Origin of the sequence: Phocaeicola massiliensis B84634 = Timone 84634 = DSM 17679 = JCM 13223, from assembly GCF_000382445.1 — a bacterium.
Lineage (GTDB): Bacteria > Bacteroidota > Bacteroidia > Bacteroidales > Bacteroidaceae > Phocaeicola > Phocaeicola massiliensis.
This window is the reverse complement of the sequence record NZ_KB905475.1, coordinates 108,632-127,427: the sequence shown is the minus strand read 5'-3', so window position 1 is coordinate 127,427 and position 18,796 is coordinate 108,632. Positions and strand designations below refer to the sequence as shown.

Here is an 18,796-nt window from a genome sequence, read left to right as displayed (position 1 = left end):
AGCGAAACGACAGCATTATCCACGTTTTGACACACTCCCTTCGTTTTTGGGTTACACTTCTTTGTAAACCATCATTTTCATACCTCGATATACTACAATGATTTTTTATATCCGAAGTAGATATTCATTTCAGCAAATTTCCCGGTAAAGTCAGTTTATTCTCTTTTTGACTTCGGAAGATAACCATGGTTTGCGGTTGCTTTAAATCTGTTTCTTGAACTGCTTTCTGCAAGTCAGCCAGGTTATTCACGGTTTTGCCGCCCAGCTCCAAAATCACATCGTTGGGGCGGATATAGTCACGCAACACACTACCCAGTGCATTGACCGAAATGACATAAACGCCGCGTTCCGTATCCATACCGGTGGCAGAACGTTCGCCCAGGGTATCCAAGTTTTTAATTTGTAGTCCTTGCCATTCGATAGTGGCATGTGCTTTTCCTTCTTCCATGAGAATGGGTTTGGGAAATTCGGGCGTCTTGGCCAAAGCTTTTAATCGGGGTGAGACAACTCCGAATCTATCCATGTCAAAGTTGCGGAAGCCACAACGAAAAACAGCGTCCGAATGGTTGTCAATCCGATAATCTCCCCGGCTCGGGTTAAGGAAGGCAGGGGTGCATACAATGGAATGTGCATCGGTATTCTGTTTGCGGGCTTTTTGGTAAGCAGTGCTGTCGGTAAAGATGTTATAATCCACTTCCAGACCCCAATGGCGGACTTGAATCGGCCGGTAAGAAGACATCACAATATTACGGGTAAACACATCACCGCTGTTCTTAAACCATACGTGAGGATGGAAAGAGTTATTGACTATGATATTGTTTTCTACTACCCGATAGAAGCCTTCACGCAGTTTGATGCCTCCGTTCAGACACAGATTGTTATAAATGTGGTAATTACCGGAGCCGTCATCCAAGTCAATGTCCCAACCTCTGTCGCAGCGAAAACGATTATACCGTAATACGATGGGAGAAGTGACGTCTGCCAGAATCAGTGAGGCTTCGGCATTTACCAACGAATCCATTACCTGTCGGTGAGGATGCCAGAAACGGTCACGTCCCCAGGAATTGAAAGAGCCATGGTCACCGGTTTCTTTTACCGTGTCAAATACATCGTTGAATTCGATGATATGCCCGCCCCAAGTTCCTTCGCTGACGTTGATGCCGGCACGCGGAGTATCATAGATGCTATTGTGGCTGACTGTGATGTGTCGGCACATGGATAGCTCCACTCCCGTAATCTGTTTCTCGAACAGACCGATGGAGTGAATCAGATTGTCATATACCAGACAATGAGCCGGATAGTTATTTCCTATAGGACCGGGTGTACGATCCAGTTTCCCGGCCGGTACAAACTCATTATATTCGAAGCTTGGAGAGCGGACAGCATTCGGGTCTCCCACAAAGCAAACAGCACTGGCTCCGATACGGGTAAAATGAGAACCCGATACGGTGGAGCGGCGGTTATAACAGGAGAAGAAGACTGCGTTTCCTCCCAAATTATGAAGATAGCAATCTTTCAGCGAGCAATCTTCCGTACCTTCAAACACCACGGCACCACCCCGATAGACCATCCAGTCCGAGCGGAGCAACGGTTCGTATTTATTCATAAAAGTACGCAATGTTTGTGTCAGTTCGATTCCCTGTATAGTAATGTGAGTGACCGGCTGTTGTTCCGAACCGCGGAATTCAATCAGATGCTTGAGTATGGGAGTCTCGAAGACGGCTGTTTCTGCGTCTTCGTCCGGCATGGGATAATAATATAAGGTGGAAGATTCCGCCTGATAGAACCATTCACCCGGAGCGTCCAATTCTTCGAATATATTTTCCACCATCCGGTTTTTGGCGTGTAATCCTGATTGGCGGTTGTTCTGCCATCCGCCTTCCAGTATCAGTTTTCCGGCTTTGTCTTTACCGGTGATGCGGTAGTGAAAATCACCCCAGTCGCTTATGTGCATGGCATGGAGGTATCCTCCTTCGGGATGTTTCCAGCTCTTTACCCTCCGGGGAGCGGTGGCATCGGCTGAGGTACCGTTGAAACGCACTGCTGTGGAATCGAAATTGGGATAACGTGCCATGTGGCGGATGTTTCCGTTACTCAACAGCATATCCGGGTGACGTATGTCATCTTGGAGAACAGCTGTCAGGATACCTTTTTTATAAGGCTTCCACACAGGGTGTAATACTTTTCCGCCGGATAGCGTTACTTGTTCATTGCGGAAGGCACGTATGGATAATGGTTTCTCTTTTCCACCGTCTTCGGGGGTGAAGATTAAAGGGCGTTCCAGCCGATAGATACCTTTACGCAAATAGATGGTTGTTTCTCCCTGAGCTTTTCGAGCTTCCAATTGTGCCCGTTCAATGGTTTGGAAAGGTTTCTGAAAACTTCCGTCGTGATTGTCATTTCCATTGGGAGCCACATAATACTGATTCTGTGCCCACAGGAACAATACTTGTCCCAGCAGGCATAGAGTCAAAATGCTTCGTTTCATTCTATTATTTATTTTCTGCGTTAGCATGCGGATAATCAATCGTGTAGTGCAGGCCGCGGCTTTCTTTGCGTTCCATTGCCTGACGCGTAATCAGATATCCGATGTTAATCATGTTGCGCAATTCACACAGTTCGCGTGATGCCTTGCAGCGTTTAAACAGTCGTTCGGTTTCTTCATACAGGATGTCCAAACGGTTCCAGGCACGAATCAGGCGCGTATTACTGCGCACGATACCCACATAGGCTTCCATGATTTGGTTCACTTCTTTCATGCTCTGTGTAATCAGCACACGTTCTTCATTATTCATGGTGCCGTCATCGTTCCATTCGGGAATGTCCTCATTGTAATCATACCGGTCGAGCACACTCAAAGCATGTTTGGCCGCAGCATCGGCGTAAACCACTGCTTCAATCAGTGAGTTGGATGCCAGACGGTTGCCGCCGTGCAGTCCCGTGCAGGAACACTCGCCGATGGCGTACAGGCGGTTGATACTGGACTGTCCGTCCAAATCCACCTTAATGCCTCCGCACAGATAGTGAGCTGCCGGAGCAACAGGAATATAATCTTTGGTGATATCGATACCCAGACTGAGACATTTCTTATATATATTAGGGAAATGCTTCTTGGTTTCTTCCGGGTCTTTATGAGTGACATCCAGATAAACATGGTCTTCACCGCGCTGTTTCATTTCACTGTCGATGGCACGTGCCACGATATCACGCGGAGCAAGAGACAGACGCGGATCGTATTTTTGCATAAACTCCTCACCACTCTGGTTTTTCAACACGGCACCGTAACCGCGCATGGCTTCAGTGATGAGGAAGCTGGGACGGTCGCCCGGATGAAAGAGGGCAGTGGGATGGAACTGAATGAACTCCATATCTTTCACTGCGCCTTTGGCACGATATACCATGGCAATACCGTCACCGGTGGCTACCAGCGGATTGGTGGTATTGCGATAAACGGCTTCACAGCCTCCTGTGGCCATAATAGTCACTTTGGATAAGAAAGTATCTACTTCTCCGGTGCTTTCGTTCAGCACATACGCGCCAAAACATTTGATGCCCGGAGTATGACGGGTGACGATGATACCCAAATGGTGTTGAGTAATGATTTCTACTGCATAATGATCGGTAAAAACCGTAATATTGGGGTGGGCTTTTACAGTTTTGATGAGGCTTGTCTGTATTTCTGCGCCGGTATTGTCTTTATGGTGCAGGATACGGAACTCGGAATGTCCTCCTTCTTTATGTAAGTCAAACTCTCCGTTTTCTTTCTTGTCAAACTCTACTCCCCATTTTATTAATTCTTGAATCTGCGATGGAGCTTCGCGCACAACTTTTTCCACGGCTGCACGGTCACTAATCCAGTCACCGGCAATCATTGTATCTTCAATGTGCTTTTCGAAATTGTCTACTTTCAGGTTGGTAACAGATGAGATACCTCCCTGAGCAAAATAGGTATTGGCTTCTTCCAGCCCGGCTTTACAAATGAGGGCAACCTTGCCTTTGTGAGCCACTTTCAGTGCGAAGCTCATTCCGGCAATTCCGGAGCCGATCACAAGGAAATCGAATTTTCTAACCATGATAATGTGATTTATGGTTGCAAAGGTAAAGAAAACCTTTTTTCATTGTACATTTTAATGCTGTTATTTGCTGCCTTTTTTTGAAAGATACGGTATGATATGTATTTTATTGGTGTTCTTCTTTTCGTTTAAAATGGATTCGTTTGTTGTTTTATGGTCGTGGGAATCTTGTTCCGTGATTGTGGGGATGGAAGAAAAACAATCAGCTCTTTTAAAATAATTGAGAACAAATGATTAACTTGCGCCAAAATTTAAAATTATGATGAATCGGACTTTCCATGTAAAGATTTCAGGAACAACTCATTTGTTTCTTATTTTGTTTACTTTGATCATGCTGGTTGCCTTTTGGTACAAAGGGGCGGCACTGATAGGAATGTTTTTCGCTATGATTGTCATTATCAATATAGAGCGTATCATTCATTCCACCTATACACTGACGGCAGACGGAAACTTGGTGATTTATAACGGACGTTTCCAGAAGGAGAAAAACATTCCGCTTTCACGGATTACGGATGTAGAACTGAAACGTCTCTTCGGATTGAAACACCTGAGATTCACCCGATATGTATTGGTGCATTATGACAATGATAAGGTGATAGACCTTCTGCCGGAGAAGCCTGAGGAATTTATGAATGCATTGGTCAGGCGGTTGGAACATAAAGAAGAGGATGAAGATACTTTTTGAAGAAAATATGTAGCAGGAAACCGGTTATTTTAGTATCTTTCGGACATACAACCTTTAAAATCGGAAAACATGGAACAAGTATTTAAGACAAAATGGGTTCCCGATTGGCAATATGTAGAAATGGGGGTCGCCATATTGGTCGTGATTGTTATCTTTTTTTGGCTGCAGGAATGGACGGCTTTGGGTGGTTTAATTGTACCTCTCATGCTGTTTTATTCTCAGTCGAAGACTATTTATACGATTAAAGATAGCGGTGTGCTGGAAGTTAAATCGGTATGGGGCAAAAGATTCTGTGTGGATGGCATCAGGAAAATTACTTACCAGCCTCATGTCCTTGGGATGCAAAAGATAAAAGTTGAACATGCACAAGGATTTGTGATGATAAGTCCCGACAGGCCTTTGGAGTTTGTGGAAGCTTTGAAGAAGGTATGTCCCGGCCTGGCGGTCGAAGGTTTTGAATTGATAAAGAACTGATTAATTTTAATAAATACCATGAAATATCAAATTGCGATTATCGGTGGAGGGCCTGCCGGCTATACTGCTGCCGAAGTTGCCGGAAAAGCCGGCCTCAGTGTTGTGTTGTTTGAAAAGAGGAGTCTGGGGGGCGTGTGCCTGAATGAAGGTTGCATTCCCACAAAGACATTGCTCTATTCCGCCAAAGTGTATGATTATGCCAAGCACGCTTCCAAATATGCGGTCACTGTGCCCGAAGCTTCTTTTGACTTGGGCAAGATTGTTGCCCGGAAATCAAAGGTGGTGCGTAAGCTGGTGTTGGGCATCAAGGCGAAACTGACTGCCCATCAGGTGAATATAGTGACGGGAGAGGCTACTGTCATAGACAAGAATACGGTGAAATGCGGCGAGGAGATTTACGAATGCGAGAACCTGTTGCTTTGTACCGGTAGCGATACATTTATTCCTCCCATTCCGGGAGTGGATGGCGTGGATTATTGGACACACCGTGATGCATTGGACAATAAGGAAGTGCCTGCTTCACTGGCCATTGTCGGAGGTGGCGTAATCGGAATGGAATTTGCTTCTTTCTTCAATAGTTTGGGCGTACAGGTTACTGTGGTCGAGATGATGGATGAAATCCTCGGTGGAATGGATAAGGAGCTTTCGGCAATGTTGCGTGCCGAGTATGCCAAGAAAGGAATTAAGTTCCTGCTGAGTACCAAGGTGGTAGGAGTGGCAAAAGAGGAGAACGGAGTAACGGTCTCTTACGAAAATGCAGAAGGGGCGGGAAGTGTTTCAGCCGAAAAGTTACTGATGAGTGTAGGCCGTCACCCCGTAATGAAAGGTTTCGGATTGGAGAATCTGAATTTGGAATTGACGGAACGTAAGTGCGTCAAGGTGGACGAACACATGCAGTCCTCGGTTCCCGGTGTCTATGTGTGCGGAGACTTGAACGGTGTCTCATTGTTGGCACATACGGCCGTGCGCGAAGCGGAAGTGGCTGTTCATCATATTCTTGGAAAAGAAGATGCGATGAGTTACCGTGCCATTCCGGGCGTAGTCTATACCAATCCTGAGATAGCGGGTGCAGGCATGAGTGAAGAAGCTCTGCAGGCTGCCGGCATTACTTATCATACCATAAAACTACCGATGGCATATTCCGGTCGCTTTGTGGCGGAAAATGAAGGAGTAAACGGGGTTTGCAAAGTATTGACTGCCGACGACGGAACGGTATTGGGTGCCCACATGCTGGGTAATCCTGCTTCCGAGTTGATTGTGTTGGCGGGCATGGCTATCGAAGACCGCAAGAAAGTGGATGATTGGAAACGATATGTGTTCCCTCACCCCACAGTAGGAGAAATCTTCAGAGAACTGTAAACATTCTCAAAGAGTATCCTGCCTAGCATTCCACCACCCGGTACACATTCCCCTTAGCGGTATGTACCCGCTCGGCCGGGTGGTGGAAAGGCTCTGCACCTCCTGAGGTTCTCAACTGTTTAATACCTTCTTATGGTATCCTGCTCTATAAAAAACACTCTTTGGTTCACTATCCGTTCGGGCAAAGTCAACCAATATAATGCATTTTCTGGTATCTGTTCGTATGTTTGCGTAGAATCTGTTGAGCTTTTGCAAGGAATGGATACAAAGGATTCCCTATCAACATCCCAATAGTGCAATGTATAATTCCTACTTCTTTTTTTCTTATCGAATGTATAACTGAACTTTTGGTCTGACCGGGGTATAAACAAATGCACTTCACCATTTGAACTCACATAAAAAGGAGCGGTCAGGTAACGTAAAGCACCATTGTCTGTTACGTCAGCTACCATAAAGATATTATCACCCACCACATTTTTAAAAGAACACATCCCGTTTTCTAAATATGAGCCAACAGCCAATGGTTTCCATTCATAATAATTATGTACGCACAAATAGGCCTTGTCGTGAAGATTGTTTTTTTCCTTGTCCAAGATAGGTACTTCAAATTCGGTTGTTTTATCAAGATATTCATGGGTTACATCACGCCATAAAGGAGTATTGAGGAATGTCTGATAACCGCCTGTCGAAGAAATCTTGCCGTAATGCAAAGGATTGAATTGGTAACGGTAAACCTTGGCAGGCCTTCTGTGCCGTTTTTGAGAAAACATTCTTGCATGGACTTCCGGCTGGTCTTCTCCGGGACCAAAGCTATAAAATCGTCCGTCATTCCAAACCGCGCACCAGCTATGCCCCAAATCCATTTTCGGCCAAATGGTAAAATCAACGGCAACAGGTATACCTATCGCACGCATTATAAATGTACCCAAATTGCAAATGCCGTCACAGCGGCTAATTCCGGACTGATAAGTCTCTTCGATGGTCGGATAGAAAGGCAGGCCGGTATCTTGGTATCTTACAACCGATTTTAAATGTTCATTCAATGCCACGCAAGCTTCCAGCGGTGTCTTTACTCCTGCGGAATCCAACAAAGGCAAGAACCGCTTCATCATCTCTTCACGCAAGAAAGATATTTGCTCCGTTTGCACCCTGTAAGGAAGTATATATGCGCAAAACACTTCAAAAGGCACATCCCTTGCCCAAGGCTTTTCCCATGCCATGAAAGCCAAATCTATATTCTTAATCAGAAAAGAACTGTTAACAGAGAGGACATCATATATCATATCATGTTTTTCCAGATACCCACACCGTGTCAATGAGTCGCAATGCATTCCCAGTTCTTCCTTGTTCTTGAACTTGCATATATCAGGCCTATATTTTTCCCCTTCCGGCGATAAATAATAGTCTTCCTGCGAATAATGATAAGGCATATTCTTGATAAGGAAGCAGGATGCCCGGTATTTTAAAGAATCGTGCTTGTAATGGCCAAGAACTGCCTCTAACGCATTGCGGTTTTCTCCAGACAGCTTCAAGGCTTGCTCGAGTTCACCACCGCTACGGCTTTGCGAACAAGCAGCTATAAAGCACGACAATATTATATAGGTTATAATTCTCATCACACTACTCTATTCTTTTAAATACTCTGTTCCAACGTATCTTTCCCGTATCACGGCTGCGCGAAGTAATGACCAGGGTGGCCTTTCCCACAATAAAGTCTTCAGGTATCAATCCCCAAAAACGCGAATCTACGGAATTCATGCTATTGTCCCCACTCATGAAATAATAATTGCTCTTAAAACGATATCCGTCCAATTCTTTATTGCCCAAATAAACTTTCTCATCCTGAAACAGCACTTCCTCACCCTGTTCCCACACTATTATTTTTTTGTACAGAAGGTAGTTTGTTCTGTTCATTGGAATGGAATCGTTCTTTCCCGGTATATAAAAAGGACCGAACTCTCTGATGTTCCATCGGACAATGCTGTCGAAAGGAAGCGTGTAATATTGGTCGTCAGGAATATTATCAGGATTAAATTTCATGATTCGCTTTTGAGATTCAATATTGCCGGCCAATACATTCCCATCACCAATCATATAGATTCCGTCATGGATAAACAGAGTATCTCCGGGGACAGCCACACAACGCTTTACATAATAGTTTGATATGTTCATTTTCATATTCTCATCCCATTGATTCCACTCCGAATAAGGAAAATTAAAAACCAAGATATCATCCCTTCTGACCTTAGAAAAGCCAGACAATCTGTATACGTCAACCTCTTCGCCTTTCAGAGCAGTCCAAATGTTAAATATCCGTGCGCCTAAAGCCGGTTTACAGACAGATATGACATCCCCTTCTATCAATGTAGGCTCCATCGAGTCACTGGGAATTTTGAATGTAGCGAACAATAATATTTGCGCCAAAACATACAGCACCAACAGCGCGGCCAAACCAAAGATAGCATTAACTGCCTTATTCATCCATTTTCGAGCCCTCTTCATGGTTATAGTTATTTGACAGGTTTATCTATAATTTCATCCCAATAAGATTTTTCCATCTGAGGGCTGGAGACAGGATTGCCGACTAAAACAACCCGGTTATGCTCATCCAATAGAAAATATTTATCAGAAGAAAATTCATTCAATCTACCAATTCGATTATCTGCATCAATACAGACCGGATAGTCGGGTAAATCACAGTCCAGCATAAATTTCATCTCTTCCACGTCATTAGGAAACAAGAAGAAAGCAAATGAAACTGATTTGCTTAATGACTCGTCCGCCTTGATTTTAGCAATCAAATCGCTCCATCTGTCCAGATACAATTTACACCCCATGCAGTCTGTTGTATCTGCATAAATAAAGAACTTCCATTTCGACTTGTCAAAATCAAAATAAATCGTATCCTTTCCGGCTTTTGTAAATACAATATTTTCAGGAAAGGAAATTTGCTTGTTTTCCCATTGTCCTTCATTCGATTTGCAGGAAACGAAGAAAGCCAAAGGCAATATCCACAAGAGCCATCTATTTTTTAATTTTGTCATCCTATCATTTTTTATGGTTTTAGTACCCTAAACTCGCACTGAGATGTGCCTAAGTTTCCTAAGCCATCCGTTCCTTCTACCACGCCCACAAAGCTTGTATTGATGTCCGAACAGAAGAATTCTACTTCGGCTATTCCTTTCTCATCGGTGACAATGTCCGGTTTCCACAGCAAGACGTTCCGCGCATCCGGTAGCGGACTTTGCACGTCCAGCTCATCGGGTTGGTAGAACTCACGCGTGCCGTAATAGCCTTTCACACGCCACAGGTTGTTCATGCGGAGAAGTTCTTCTTCGGTAAATTCCTCACCTTTCCAAATAATCTCGTCTAGTTTCGTTAGAATCCATTTGTTATTCTCTCCTTTTGGCTCATATTTTATGAGATAATATTTCCGACCGATAACGGGGGAGCTTATTTTTCCAGGAGGAGGTACCGGACATCCTATAGGATGATGTGAATAACCTTTATAATCATTAAGGTACTCTATATTACCTCCCCCCGATATACACCCAGAGCATACCCATGCTGCTCCAACCTTCATTTGTGCCAAGCTATCTAACCTTCCCATCATCTTATCCCGAAATACTCTTCCTTTCTTACCTGTAACTGTTATCTCGGATAAAAGGATACTATTATCCTGACTAATAACAGGATAATCAAGCTGCAATTCCGAAAACACTTGCGAAGGATTCATATATGGGAAATAAGACTGACAAGACTTCCGCAAGCTATCCACCTTACTGAAAGATTCTTCTATCACAATGGAAGGCTTGTATTCATCTTTATCCAGCATCGGCTTCAAATAAACATATCCGCCTCGCAATCCGAGCATCAAGTCCGTCGGCACCACGAACTTTCCCAAAGAGTCTATAAACACAAAACGGTTTTCAGTGTTCGGACCGGAAACTTGTAGCAACTGCTCTCCATTTCCCAACTCTTTCTGCTTCTTTTTCTTACCGATAATCTGCCTTCCTCTGATTTCATCCGAAAGGAAACAGTCCGCCAACATTGCCGTATCAGCTTTTTCCCATACATACCTGCGCCACCCTTGGGTAAGCAGCAACAGGTCGAGAGCAGCCTGGCGGTCTTTGTTGTTGCTATCAAAGTAATACGCCGGATTATGGATATTACCCTTTATCTCGGTGGAAAGGTAGCAATACGAAAGCATATTCTCAGGATTCAGTTCATTCTGATAAGCACGGTCGAAAATGCTCAGCCCCAGATGCGCCTGTACAGGATTGCCCTTCTCGTCCGTTACCTTTACGTTCAGTTTGCCCTTGCCACGGGTAAAGTAGCGCGCACTGTCCGTGTTCAACTCGATGTGCAATTTCCGTTCGGGATGGACATACACCAAGCGTTCCGCCATGGGCTGACCATCGGCATTGTATAAAGTAAACTCGGCAATGCCCTGCATCGGAAACTCTTTCAATGGGATTCGGATTTTCAATCTCTCGCTCAAGGTGCCTGTTGCCGTGCAGCAAAGCCCGCCGCGCATTTTGCCTTCCAGCTTGATTGCCTGCGCCGCTGCCCCTTTCGGTTGGGAAAGAAGAAACTCCAGATACTCATCCGTCTGTTTACGCAAATGGACGGACAACCCCGAAGATACCACTTCCGCAAATGGGAACTCCCTTCCATCGGACAACACCGCCTTATATGAAGCTCCTTTTATCGGAAGGATAAACACAAAACCCATACCGTCGTGCACGGACTCTAATTTAGCAATGTCCTTACCATTCTCCAGCAACCGGCCTGCCACTTTTGCCGGCATTCCTTTGACATCCAGTACTTTGAAAGCCACCTTGGTGGGAATTCCGTCAATCAGATAACCACCTTCGGGAAAGAAGGAAAACCGGGCAACAGGTTGGTCTTTTTCCTGCGGGGGATTCGTTCCTTTGTAGGCTATGCTCTTTATAACACGTATCTTCTTGGGATAGACCGGACGCAACGTGTCATTCAGAAAAGAAAAGCGGGTATAGGCATGGATGCGGTAATCGCCCTCCTTCAAGTCCTTGTCCACATAGACGTGCCCCTCGGTAATGCCGGAAAGGATGGGGTATTTCTCCTGCCACACGATGCTGTCCTTGGCATTGAGCATTTCCACAAACAGCGTCTTGCTTCGGTCGGAGAGGGCAAGGCTCTGAGCGTCCAAAGTGTAGGTCTTGAACCAAAGGTCTTCACCGGTCTCATAAATCCCCTTGTCTGTCTGGAGGTATAGAAGTTCCCTGCACTCCGAAGGCGTTTCTTCCTGCGAATGGCAAGTAAACGTATGACCAACAAACAAATACAGGAGAAAAAATAATAATAACCTTATATTATAAAGCCGCATTTCCATTATTTTTTTATGATAAAGATTACTCTTTATGCTGTTGTTTTAATAGTTTCTCCAAATTATAAAGAGCAGAAGTCAGTCTTCCTCCCTCAAAAGTCCGGGCAGCCAAAGGACGGCAAGCAATGGCAAACAAAAAGAAGACAAGGGACAGTAAAGACATGAAAAATCGGTTACTTCCAGAGATATTATTTATGTTTGCTGTGTTCCTCATAATCTTTAATAAAGATATGCCTTTTAAAGACCGGGTATTTTTATCTTACCATCAATTATGTATTGTTAAACTATTTTATACTACTACGGTGACTGGCAAGTCCGCAAAGCCTGGTTACCCATTGATTTTACGTTGTTTATCAGGCATTTATCCGGCATGAACAAGCCTAACGAACCGCTGATAAAGCTTCCACTATTGCTAATACGATTCCACTACCCGGTACACATTCCCCTTGGCAGTATGCACCCGCTCGCCCAGCCGGGACAGGATGCGGCTCAGGCTGTAGACGGTCATGCCCCTCATGACCGAAGGGTGGGTGGCTTTCATGCGTTCGAATAATTGGGTGGCGGAAAGGGTCAGCACTTCCTGCGGATGGTCCTCTTGGGTGGCAAAGCGGAAGCAAAGGCGGAACACCTCTTCTTCGGGTATATGTTTGTAGAACAGGGCGTTGTGTTGCTGTATGGCCTGTTCCTCTTCCTTGTTAAACCAGCCGCGTTCACCGGACAGAAGTTCCGCCTTGAGCTGGGCGTACAGTTGCTCATGCTCTACAGGCGTGACGCAGTCAATGGCGTGCTCCAAGCTGACACAGAGAAAGCGGCGTGAGCCGGTGCGGTCCACCAACAGGTCCTCCCGGTTGCTGGTGCCGATAAACGAGGCGATGCGGGGAAGTGCCGAGGCACTGCGTTTGTAGGCCTTGCGGATATTCAGTGCGGAAGCCTGCATCAGGTTCTTCAGCAGGGGCATTTTGGATGCACCCAACTTGTCGAATTCATCCAGATTGATCAGGCCGTAGGCGGCAGAACGTACTTTTCCCTAATCCTTGGCGGCTGCTCACCAGCAGGGGAGCCACGCTGTTGGTACTGTTGGTATCCGACCGGAACTGCATCCATTGGGCGGAGAGTCCCAACATCCGGCGGTGGAAACCGTTCACCCATACCGGGTCGTCGGACACCCGGCGGGCAAGTGCGGATACGCGGTCCTTGCCGTCCCATTCGGGAAGTTGTTCAAAGTAGGCTGTAAAGGGATGGTATTTGCTGATGCGGCGCGAGCGCACAAAGCGTTGGATATCCCTGTCTCAGCAGTCTATGCCTGTTTCGATGGCTTCTATGCTGAGTGTGTTCATCCATCGTTCGTCCACTTTGGTGTAGCGCAGGTGGGTGCCGGGGATGGTCCGACAAAGCGGCATCAGTCCGTTGAGGGCGGATACGAGGTCACGGCGTGGTGTTCCGTCGGAGGGAACAGGAGCTGACAGGAATTTGCTTCCGAAGAAGACTGTTTTGAGGGTGGCAAATACATTCATGAGACACTTTTTTAGATTTGACGAACTACAAATATAAAACATGAAAAAGTGTTTGTCAAGAGGGAAGACAAACTAATCCAATCCCGGCACAGAATATGACGGAGCCTGACACAATGACATATATACGTGCAGGCTCATGCGTACGTACGTGTAGGCCGATGCGTACGTACGTGTGGGCTTATGCCACCGTATGTGTAGACCGATGCCTACGGGGGTCAAAATGTGGATAATGCTGTCGTTTCGTGCGTAGGGGCGAGGTTTGCTCGCCCGAAAACGGTTTGTTTTGTGTCTTCGGGCAGGCGAACCCTGCCCCTACAACTGACGATGGGATAGCCCGGTTTCGTTTTGACACACTTCCCATGCTGCAAAAAAGACTTTGATGTTTTCCAAAAAGACCTTGATGTTTAAAAAAAGCCTCAAAGTCTTTTTAAAAAAGGTCGTTGTGTTTTCAGAAAAGCTCGGCATCTTTTTAATAAAGCTCGGTATGTTTTTCATGTAGGGGCAGATTGCATCATCCCCTCATTAAGCCGGTCATCCTTCTTTTCCGTTCATCCTTACATTTTAATTAAAATACTCACATAATCAGTCGGTTAAGAATGACAGCACATCCCCTCATCCTCCCTTCAGCCGCGCTTCCCGAGTCCCTTCACAATCCCTTGTGTACTTTCTACACCTCTTTTCAGCCTGCCCCTACAAGCAAAATGCAAGAAACGTGACAATATGATTGAAATGTATACTTATTTCTCATAAAGACTATGGTTTGTCCGCTTTTAACAAAGAAAAAACACTGATAAACAACAAAATAACCTCTTTCAAGAGCACAAATTCGGGGTCACAAAAGCATAAAGGTGGTCCCTGGACCTAGTGAGCCTAAATAAGACAGTCAACACACTGTTATTCAACACTTTGACTACATCACCACTTTGCAAACCCAGCACCATTTTCCAACTAGACAGAAACAAGTATCCAAAGCATTGCTTATCAACATATTAAGTTCGTTTTTCAGCACTATAACGCCCCTCCCAAAAGGCCTTGGAGTTTAAAAAAAAGACTAAGGTATTTGCTAAAAACTCCTTAATCTTTTGATAAAACACTTTAGTCTTTTAGAGCCTGTTCAAGTTTCATTCGAAAGCTCTTTAATTTTGGTGCTACTTTATAAATCATTTATTATCAATGCATTTAAAAAAATCATACAACCAGACGCAGTATTTTACATTCTGCTGCATTATATAAAATACAAGAAAACCATTATTAACCTTTTAATCACCACCTTTATGAAGAAGATTTTAAATTATTTATTCGTGTTATGCCTGCTCGTTGGAGCATACGGTTGCAGCGATGATGACAGAGATGTAAAACGGATTTATCCGGAGGAAAAACAAGAACCTTTTGAAAGAGAGAATTTGAAAGGATATTTAAGGTATGATAATTCCCTTAAAAGATGGATAATCTATCCTGTTGACGAACCGGAATTCCGAACAGGAGATGAAGATAGTATATCTTTTTTAATTGAAAACATGAAGGATGAATACAAGGCTTATGAAGGTGATGTTACCTTCAGTGGCACCCTTTTATATTTATATTATGAAGCGAGATTGCCTATAACAGGTTGCCATGGTGGTACTTACATTTACTCTCTCCATCTAAAAGACATTCAGAAAAGAGAACCGGCAGAAAGTCCCTACTAATTGATACGAAACAATTAATTTTAAATGCATAATACTATGAACAAACTTTTTACTTATCTGCTTGCATTATGCACGGCTACTTGTCTATATGGTTGCAGTGAAGAACTAGAGGAAATGACTTCTACAGAAGAATCTCCTTCAAACATTGTCAGCCGTTCAATCCCTGAAAGTTTTTCTTGTGGAACGATAGAAACAGACCCACCGGCATGGTATTTCAATACTCCTCGCGTTTTTAATAACAATAGCATTTATACCTTAAATATTTATATCCATGTCATTAGAAGTTCTAGCGGAGTGGGATTTAATAAAGAGGAAGTAGCGCAAACAGTCATAACTAATTTAAATGGTTATTACGCTTCTGCAAAAATCAATTTCTATTTATTAGGAAGTGACTATATTGATTCTGACCGATATAATAATTCAACATTATCTATCTATAAAGAAATTTGCAAACAGAATTCACATAACAATGCTATTGATATTTATGTGTTATCAAGTGGGAAAAATTGGAACAATACTACAGGAATAGCAAATGGGATTGTAAGTTCTGCCTGTGTTATACAATCAACTTACTATACAGAAACTACTGTACCACATGAACTAGGCCACTGCTTCGGATTATACCACACGCACCATGGTACTGCAAAAGATTCTGAGGGAGGAAAAGCAGAACTTGTAAATGGAAGTAATTCGGCAACAGCCGGCGATTATATGACCGATACTCCCGCCGATCCTTGTGAATGGAATATTTTTGGAGAATACATAGGCACAGGAACAGATGCCAATGGTGACTTTTATAACCCGGATCCAAAAAATCTAATGAGTTATAATGGTTATTATAGACACAAATTCTCTGCAGAGCAAATAGCCAAAATGCGCAGCATCATTAGCCAAAGAGAAGAAGTAAGCCCCACTATTCATCAAAAACAGATTATCGGTCCCAAACATTTCTCCAACAGCGGTACCTACTCGCTGAGTGTATTAAATGCCGATGAAAGCGTGAGATGGGAAGTAACGGCCTACAGTGAAAACGGTTCTACCAAAACCACCTATACCACTTCTACATTGACTTTGTCTTCCACCCAGCCAACCTATTACAGTATCGTGGCTTCCATCACATCGCCTGCCGGAACCAAGTCTGTCACAACCCATGCCACTTGCAATGAACCATCTCCCTACATCGGAAGCTTGTATTGGGAAACCAACCAAGGGCAATACAGCATTACCGATGCCACAAACTATGGCGAACCCTCTATGTATCCGGAAACATCAACCTGAGCCTGGAATATAGAGACAAGGCAGGAAACACATCGGATGCTCTTCCGGGAGCTGACTTTATGTGTACCACAGCAAGTAATCGCCTTGTGCGTGGCAAAACATTTTCGTTGACACCCGCCGACTGCGAAAGGGATTTGTATATTCGGGCCAAAGATGCCTGTGGCACGGCAGAATCGTTTTTCGTCATTCCTTGCCAAGTGACGAACTATTATTATGATGTCAATGTAGCTTTGGGTGAAGTTGCCATTGGTGTAGTGAAAACCGACAATGCAGAAGTAAACGCCATTTTGACTGCCCAAAAAGCAAAACAAGCTGTTGTCTTTAATGCAGCAACAGATGTCAAAATCAAATCGGTAGTAGTTTACACAGAAAACCGGCAAGTGCTTTATTCCAAAGAATACGCCATGGGAGTTTCTGAAATAAAGATAGATGCAGTCTCATGGGCTTCGGGAGTTTATCACTTAAGCATTTCGAACGGAACGGAAGTGCGGCATCAGAAAATAATGATTCCATAAAAACATACCAACACAATAAAGAAGGTGTCTCGAAACTCTCATAAGTCAAAAGGGGTTGTGTCAAATAAGTTATTGGGGTCATTGGGCGGACACATGGGTCCGCCCCTACCGTAAAGTATTATCGAAAAAGTTCAAAAGCCGGAAGAAGTATTACAGATGAAAGGAGGCTGAAACGACAATACGGAATGTCCATTCACTACCGGAAGCCCCATTAACAGGGCGTTTCAACGACTAATGAAAGGAGGAAGGGAGAAACAGATTTTCGCTTTCTTTCTTGCAGGTTCCATGCTTTTGTTATATATTGCCACCCTGTTTTAAACAGGCTTAGAATGAATTTTATTCTTGGAAATACATCTATCAATGAAACGAGCCGTATTATTTTTATTACTGAACTTGACTATTTGTGCTATTTATGCCCAGAGCCAACCTGTTTCCCAAAGGCTGGATGCTTTGCTGAACGACGAAATCCTGAAAACTTCCGAAGTTGGTATCACGGTCTTCGACCTGACCACGGGTGAATCTCTTTATCGGTATCAGGATGAGAAACTGTATCGCCCTGCTTCCATTGAGAAGGTGATTACTTCTGTCACAGCGCTTGCCCGTCTTGGGGCAGATTATACAATGGATACCCATCTTCGCTATACCGGGAAAATAGAGAATGATACACTGAAAGGGAATCTTTATCTGATAGGGGGCTTTGACCCGGAGCTGATGGATGAAGACCTGGATAGCCTCGTGGCGGCGGTGGAAGCGCAGGGTATCCGGTATGTGACGGATACCATTGCTGCCGATGTATCGATGACGGATTCCGTATATTGGGGACCGGGGTGGTCGTGGGATGATACTCCTTATTCATTCCAGCCTTATCTTTCTCCTCTGATGCTGAATCGCGGTTGTGTGGATGTGTCCGTTTCACCTGCTCAGAAAGATTCTTTGCCGACAGTGCGTTGTACTCCGGTTTCAGATTATTACCGGGTTTGTAATCGGGCAGTGAGCCGTAACCCGCAGGCAGGGAAATTGGAAATCACCCGCAATTGGCTTTCCAATGGCAATGTAATAACGGTTTCGGGCAATGTGTCCCGACCCTATACAGGACAGGTGAATATTTATACTTCCAAAGACTTTTTCTTCCATACGTTTATCCAACGGTTGAAAGAGAAGGGAATTACCTCCGGTGTGCATACTTATGCAGATTGCCCCGTCATCCATGACAGCATTGCAACCTTTTGCACCATCAGAAGACCCATCAGACAGGTATTGGAACGTGCCTTGAAGAAGAGTGATAACCTGTGTGCCGAATCCATGTTTTATCACCTTGCCGCGCAACATGCCCCACACCATCGGGTGACTGCCGATGACGGGACGGATGCCATCGCCGATTTTATGAAGACCGTGCTCGGTTTTAATCCCGATAACTATAAAATTGTAGACGGCAGCGGCGTTTCCTTATATAATTATATCTCTCCGCGATTGTTGCTGGAGTATTTGAAGTATGCCTATTATCACCGGGATATCTTTTTGCCGCTGTATGATGCCCTTCCCATTGCCGGAGTGGACGGCACGTTGCAATATCGCATGAAGCAAACCAAGGCGCGGGGGAACGTCCGTGCCAAGACCGGTTCGGTGACAGGAGTAAGTTCGTTGGCGGGATATGTGAAAGGGGCCGACGGGCATCAGCTGGCTTTTGTCATCATTAATCAGAACGTGCTGAAATTAAGCCGTGCGCGTGTTTTCCAAGATAAGGTTTGCGACATCCTTTCCCGATAGCGGCGATGAGTCGCCCGGAGTGTGACGTATTTGGGAATAAGTGAAAGTGATTTTGCTGTAAACTGGACAAAATTT

14 protein-coding genes and 1 pseudogene are annotated in these 18,796 nt (G+C 44.6%); 7 read left to right on the top strand and 8 right to left on the bottom strand.

The annotated features are described in order from the left end of the window. Window positions 1–124 precede the first annotated feature (124 nt). Complete coding sequence (locus HMPREF1534_RS01185; protein ID WP_005945033.1) at window positions 125–2,488, bottom strand: PDZ domain-containing protein; 2,364 nt, start codon at window positions 2,486–2,488, stop codon at window positions 125–127. A 4-nt stretch (window positions 2,489–2,492) separates the two neighbouring features. After that, on the bottom strand, window positions 2,493–4,073 hold the full coding sequence (nadB, locus tag HMPREF1534_RS01190) for an L-aspartate oxidase (protein ID WP_005945030.1): 1,581 nt from the start codon (window positions 4,071–4,073) through the stop codon (window positions 2,493–2,495). Between the two features lie 262 nt (window positions 4,074–4,335). On the opposite strand from nadB, the gene HMPREF1534_RS01195 reads away from it, so the two are divergent. The 3 genes from HMPREF1534_RS01195 (at window position 4,336) to lpdA (ending at window position 6,591) form a co-directional block, all read left to right on the top strand. Next, window positions 4,336–4,758 (top strand): PH domain-containing protein, encoded by a 423-nt coding sequence (locus tag HMPREF1534_RS01195; RefSeq protein WP_005945027.1) that lies wholly within the window; start codon window positions 4,336–4,338, stop codon window positions 4,756–4,758. 69 nt (window positions 4,759–4,827) lie between these two features. Beyond that, window positions 4,828–5,232 (top strand): PH domain-containing protein, encoded by a 405-nt coding sequence (locus HMPREF1534_RS01200; RefSeq protein WP_005945024.1) that lies wholly within the window; start codon window positions 4,828–4,830, stop codon window positions 5,230–5,232. 18 nt (window positions 5,233–5,250) lie between these two features. Further along, a complete protein-coding gene (gene lpdA, locus HMPREF1534_RS01205) occupies window positions 5,251–6,591 on the top strand; it encodes a dihydrolipoyl dehydrogenase (protein ID WP_005945021.1) in 1,341 nt (446 codons plus the stop codon). A gap of 119 nt (window positions 6,592–6,710) precedes the next feature. On the opposite strand, the gene HMPREF1534_RS01210 is transcribed toward lpdA, so the two are convergent. The 6 genes and pseudogenes from HMPREF1534_RS01210 to HMPREF1534_RS20175 form a co-directional block, all read right to left on the bottom strand. Further along, window positions 6,711–8,207: a transglutaminase-like domain-containing protein gene (locus HMPREF1534_RS01210; RefSeq protein ID WP_005945018.1), complete on the bottom strand. Its 1,497-nt coding sequence runs from the start codon at window positions 8,205–8,207 to the stop codon at window positions 6,711–6,713. 4 nt (window positions 8,208–8,211) lie between these two features. Next, a complete protein-coding gene (gene lepB / locus HMPREF1534_RS01215) occupies window positions 8,212–9,072 on the bottom strand; it encodes a signal peptidase I (protein ID WP_229031824.1) in 861 nt (286 codons plus the stop codon). A gap of 29 nt (window positions 9,073–9,101) precedes the next feature. Beyond that, on the bottom strand, window positions 9,102–9,635 hold the full coding sequence (locus HMPREF1534_RS01220) for a hypothetical protein (RefSeq protein ID WP_018451842.1): 534 nt from the start codon (window positions 9,633–9,635) through the stop codon (window positions 9,102–9,104). Window positions 9,636–9,646: 11 nt separating this feature from the next. Then, the gene (locus tag HMPREF1534_RS01225; RefSeq protein ID WP_018451841.1) at window positions 9,647–11,965 is read right to left on the bottom strand and encodes a hypothetical protein; all 2,319 of its coding nucleotides are present in this window, start codon (window positions 11,963–11,965) and stop codon (window positions 9,647–9,649) included. Window positions 11,966–11,984: 19 nt separating this feature from the next. Then, window positions 11,985–12,173 carry a hypothetical protein gene (locus HMPREF1534_RS0119405; RefSeq protein ID WP_032937216.1) on the bottom strand — a complete coding sequence of 63 codons (189 nt, stop codon included), beginning with the start codon at window positions 12,171–12,173 and terminating at the stop codon, window positions 11,985–11,987. 198 nt (window positions 12,174–12,371) lie between these two features. Continuing rightward, a pseudogene (locus tag HMPREF1534_RS20175) lies at window positions 12,372–13,473 on the bottom strand (VapE domain-containing protein). A 1,082-nt stretch (window positions 13,474–14,555) separates the two neighbouring features. On the opposite strand from HMPREF1534_RS20175, the gene HMPREF1534_RS0119395 reads away from it, so the two are divergent. The 4 genes from HMPREF1534_RS0119395 to dacB all read left to right on the top strand — a co-directional run bounded on the left by HMPREF1534_RS0119395 (window position 14,556) and on the right by dacB (window position 18,721). Continuing rightward, window positions 14,556–15,161 carry a hypothetical protein gene (locus tag HMPREF1534_RS0119395; RefSeq protein WP_018451838.1) on the top strand — a complete coding sequence of 202 codons (606 nt, stop codon included), beginning with the start codon at window positions 14,556–14,558 and terminating at the stop codon, window positions 15,159–15,161. Between the two features lie 36 nt (window positions 15,162–15,197). Continuing rightward, on the top strand, window positions 15,198–16,439 hold the full coding sequence (locus tag HMPREF1534_RS01240) for a M43 family zinc metalloprotease (protein ID WP_005944993.1): 1,242 nt from the start codon (window positions 15,198–15,200) through the stop codon (window positions 16,437–16,439). A gap of 59 nt (window positions 16,440–16,498) precedes the next feature. After that, the gene (locus HMPREF1534_RS01245) at window positions 16,499–16,954 is read left to right on the top strand and encodes a T9SS type A sorting domain-containing protein (RefSeq protein ID WP_233513513.1); all 456 of its coding nucleotides are present in this window, start codon (window positions 16,499–16,501) and stop codon (window positions 16,952–16,954) included. Between the two features lie 360 nt (window positions 16,955–17,314). Then, window positions 17,315–18,721, top strand: coding sequence for a D-alanyl-D-alanine carboxypeptidase/D-alanyl-D-alanine endopeptidase (gene dacB / locus HMPREF1534_RS01250; RefSeq protein ID WP_005944987.1), 1,407 nt, complete (start codon window positions 17,315–17,317; stop codon window positions 18,719–18,721). The last annotated feature ends 75 nt before the right edge of the window (window positions 18,722–18,796 follow it).

What these genes read in the sequence shown, in the direction of transcription:
- HMPREF1534_RS01185 (WP_005945033.1), bottom strand. Translation starts at nt 2,488, where the DNA reads ATGAAACGAAGCATTTTGACTCTATGCCTGCTGGGACAAGTATTGTTC.
- nadB (WP_005945030.1), bottom strand. Translation starts at nt 4,073, where the DNA reads ATGGTTAGAAAATTCGATTTCCTTGTGATCGGCTCCGGAATTGCCGGA.
- HMPREF1534_RS01195 (WP_005945027.1), top strand. Translation starts at nt 4,336, where the DNA reads ATGAATCGGACTTTCCATGTAAAGATTTCAGGAACAACTCATTTGTTT.
- HMPREF1534_RS01200 (WP_005945024.1), top strand. Translation starts at nt 4,828, where the DNA reads ATGGAACAAGTATTTAAGACAAAATGGGTTCCCGATTGGCAATATGTA.
- lpdA (WP_005945021.1), top strand. Translation starts at nt 5,251, where the DNA reads ATGAAATATCAAATTGCGATTATCGGTGGAGGGCCTGCCGGCTATACT.
- HMPREF1534_RS01210 (WP_005945018.1), bottom strand. Translation starts at nt 8,207, where the DNA reads ATGAGAATTATAACCTATATAATATTGTCGTGCTTTATAGCTGCTTGT.
- lepB (WP_229031824.1), bottom strand. Translation starts at nt 9,072, where the DNA reads ATGAATAAGGCAGTTAATGCTATCTTTGGTTTGGCCGCGCTGTTGGTG.
- HMPREF1534_RS01220 (WP_018451842.1), bottom strand. Translation starts at nt 9,635, where the DNA reads ATGACAAAATTAAAAAATAGATGGCTCTTGTGGATATTGCCTTTGGCT.
- HMPREF1534_RS01225 (WP_018451841.1), bottom strand. Translation starts at nt 11,965, where the DNA reads ATGGAAATGCGGCTTTATAATATAAGGTTATTATTATTTTTTCTCCTG.
- HMPREF1534_RS0119405 (WP_032937216.1), bottom strand. Translation starts at nt 12,173, where the DNA reads ATGAGGAACACAGCAAACATAAATAATATCTCTGGAAGTAACCGATTT.
- HMPREF1534_RS01240 (WP_005944993.1), top strand. Translation starts at nt 15,198, where the DNA reads ATGAACAAACTTTTTACTTATCTGCTTGCATTATGCACGGCTACTTGT.
- HMPREF1534_RS01245 (WP_233513513.1), top strand. Translation starts at nt 16,499, where the DNA reads ATGTGTACCACAGCAAGTAATCGCCTTGTGCGTGGCAAAACATTTTCG.
- dacB (WP_005944987.1), top strand. Translation starts at nt 17,315, where the DNA reads ATGAAACGAGCCGTATTATTTTTATTACTGAACTTGACTATTTGTGCT.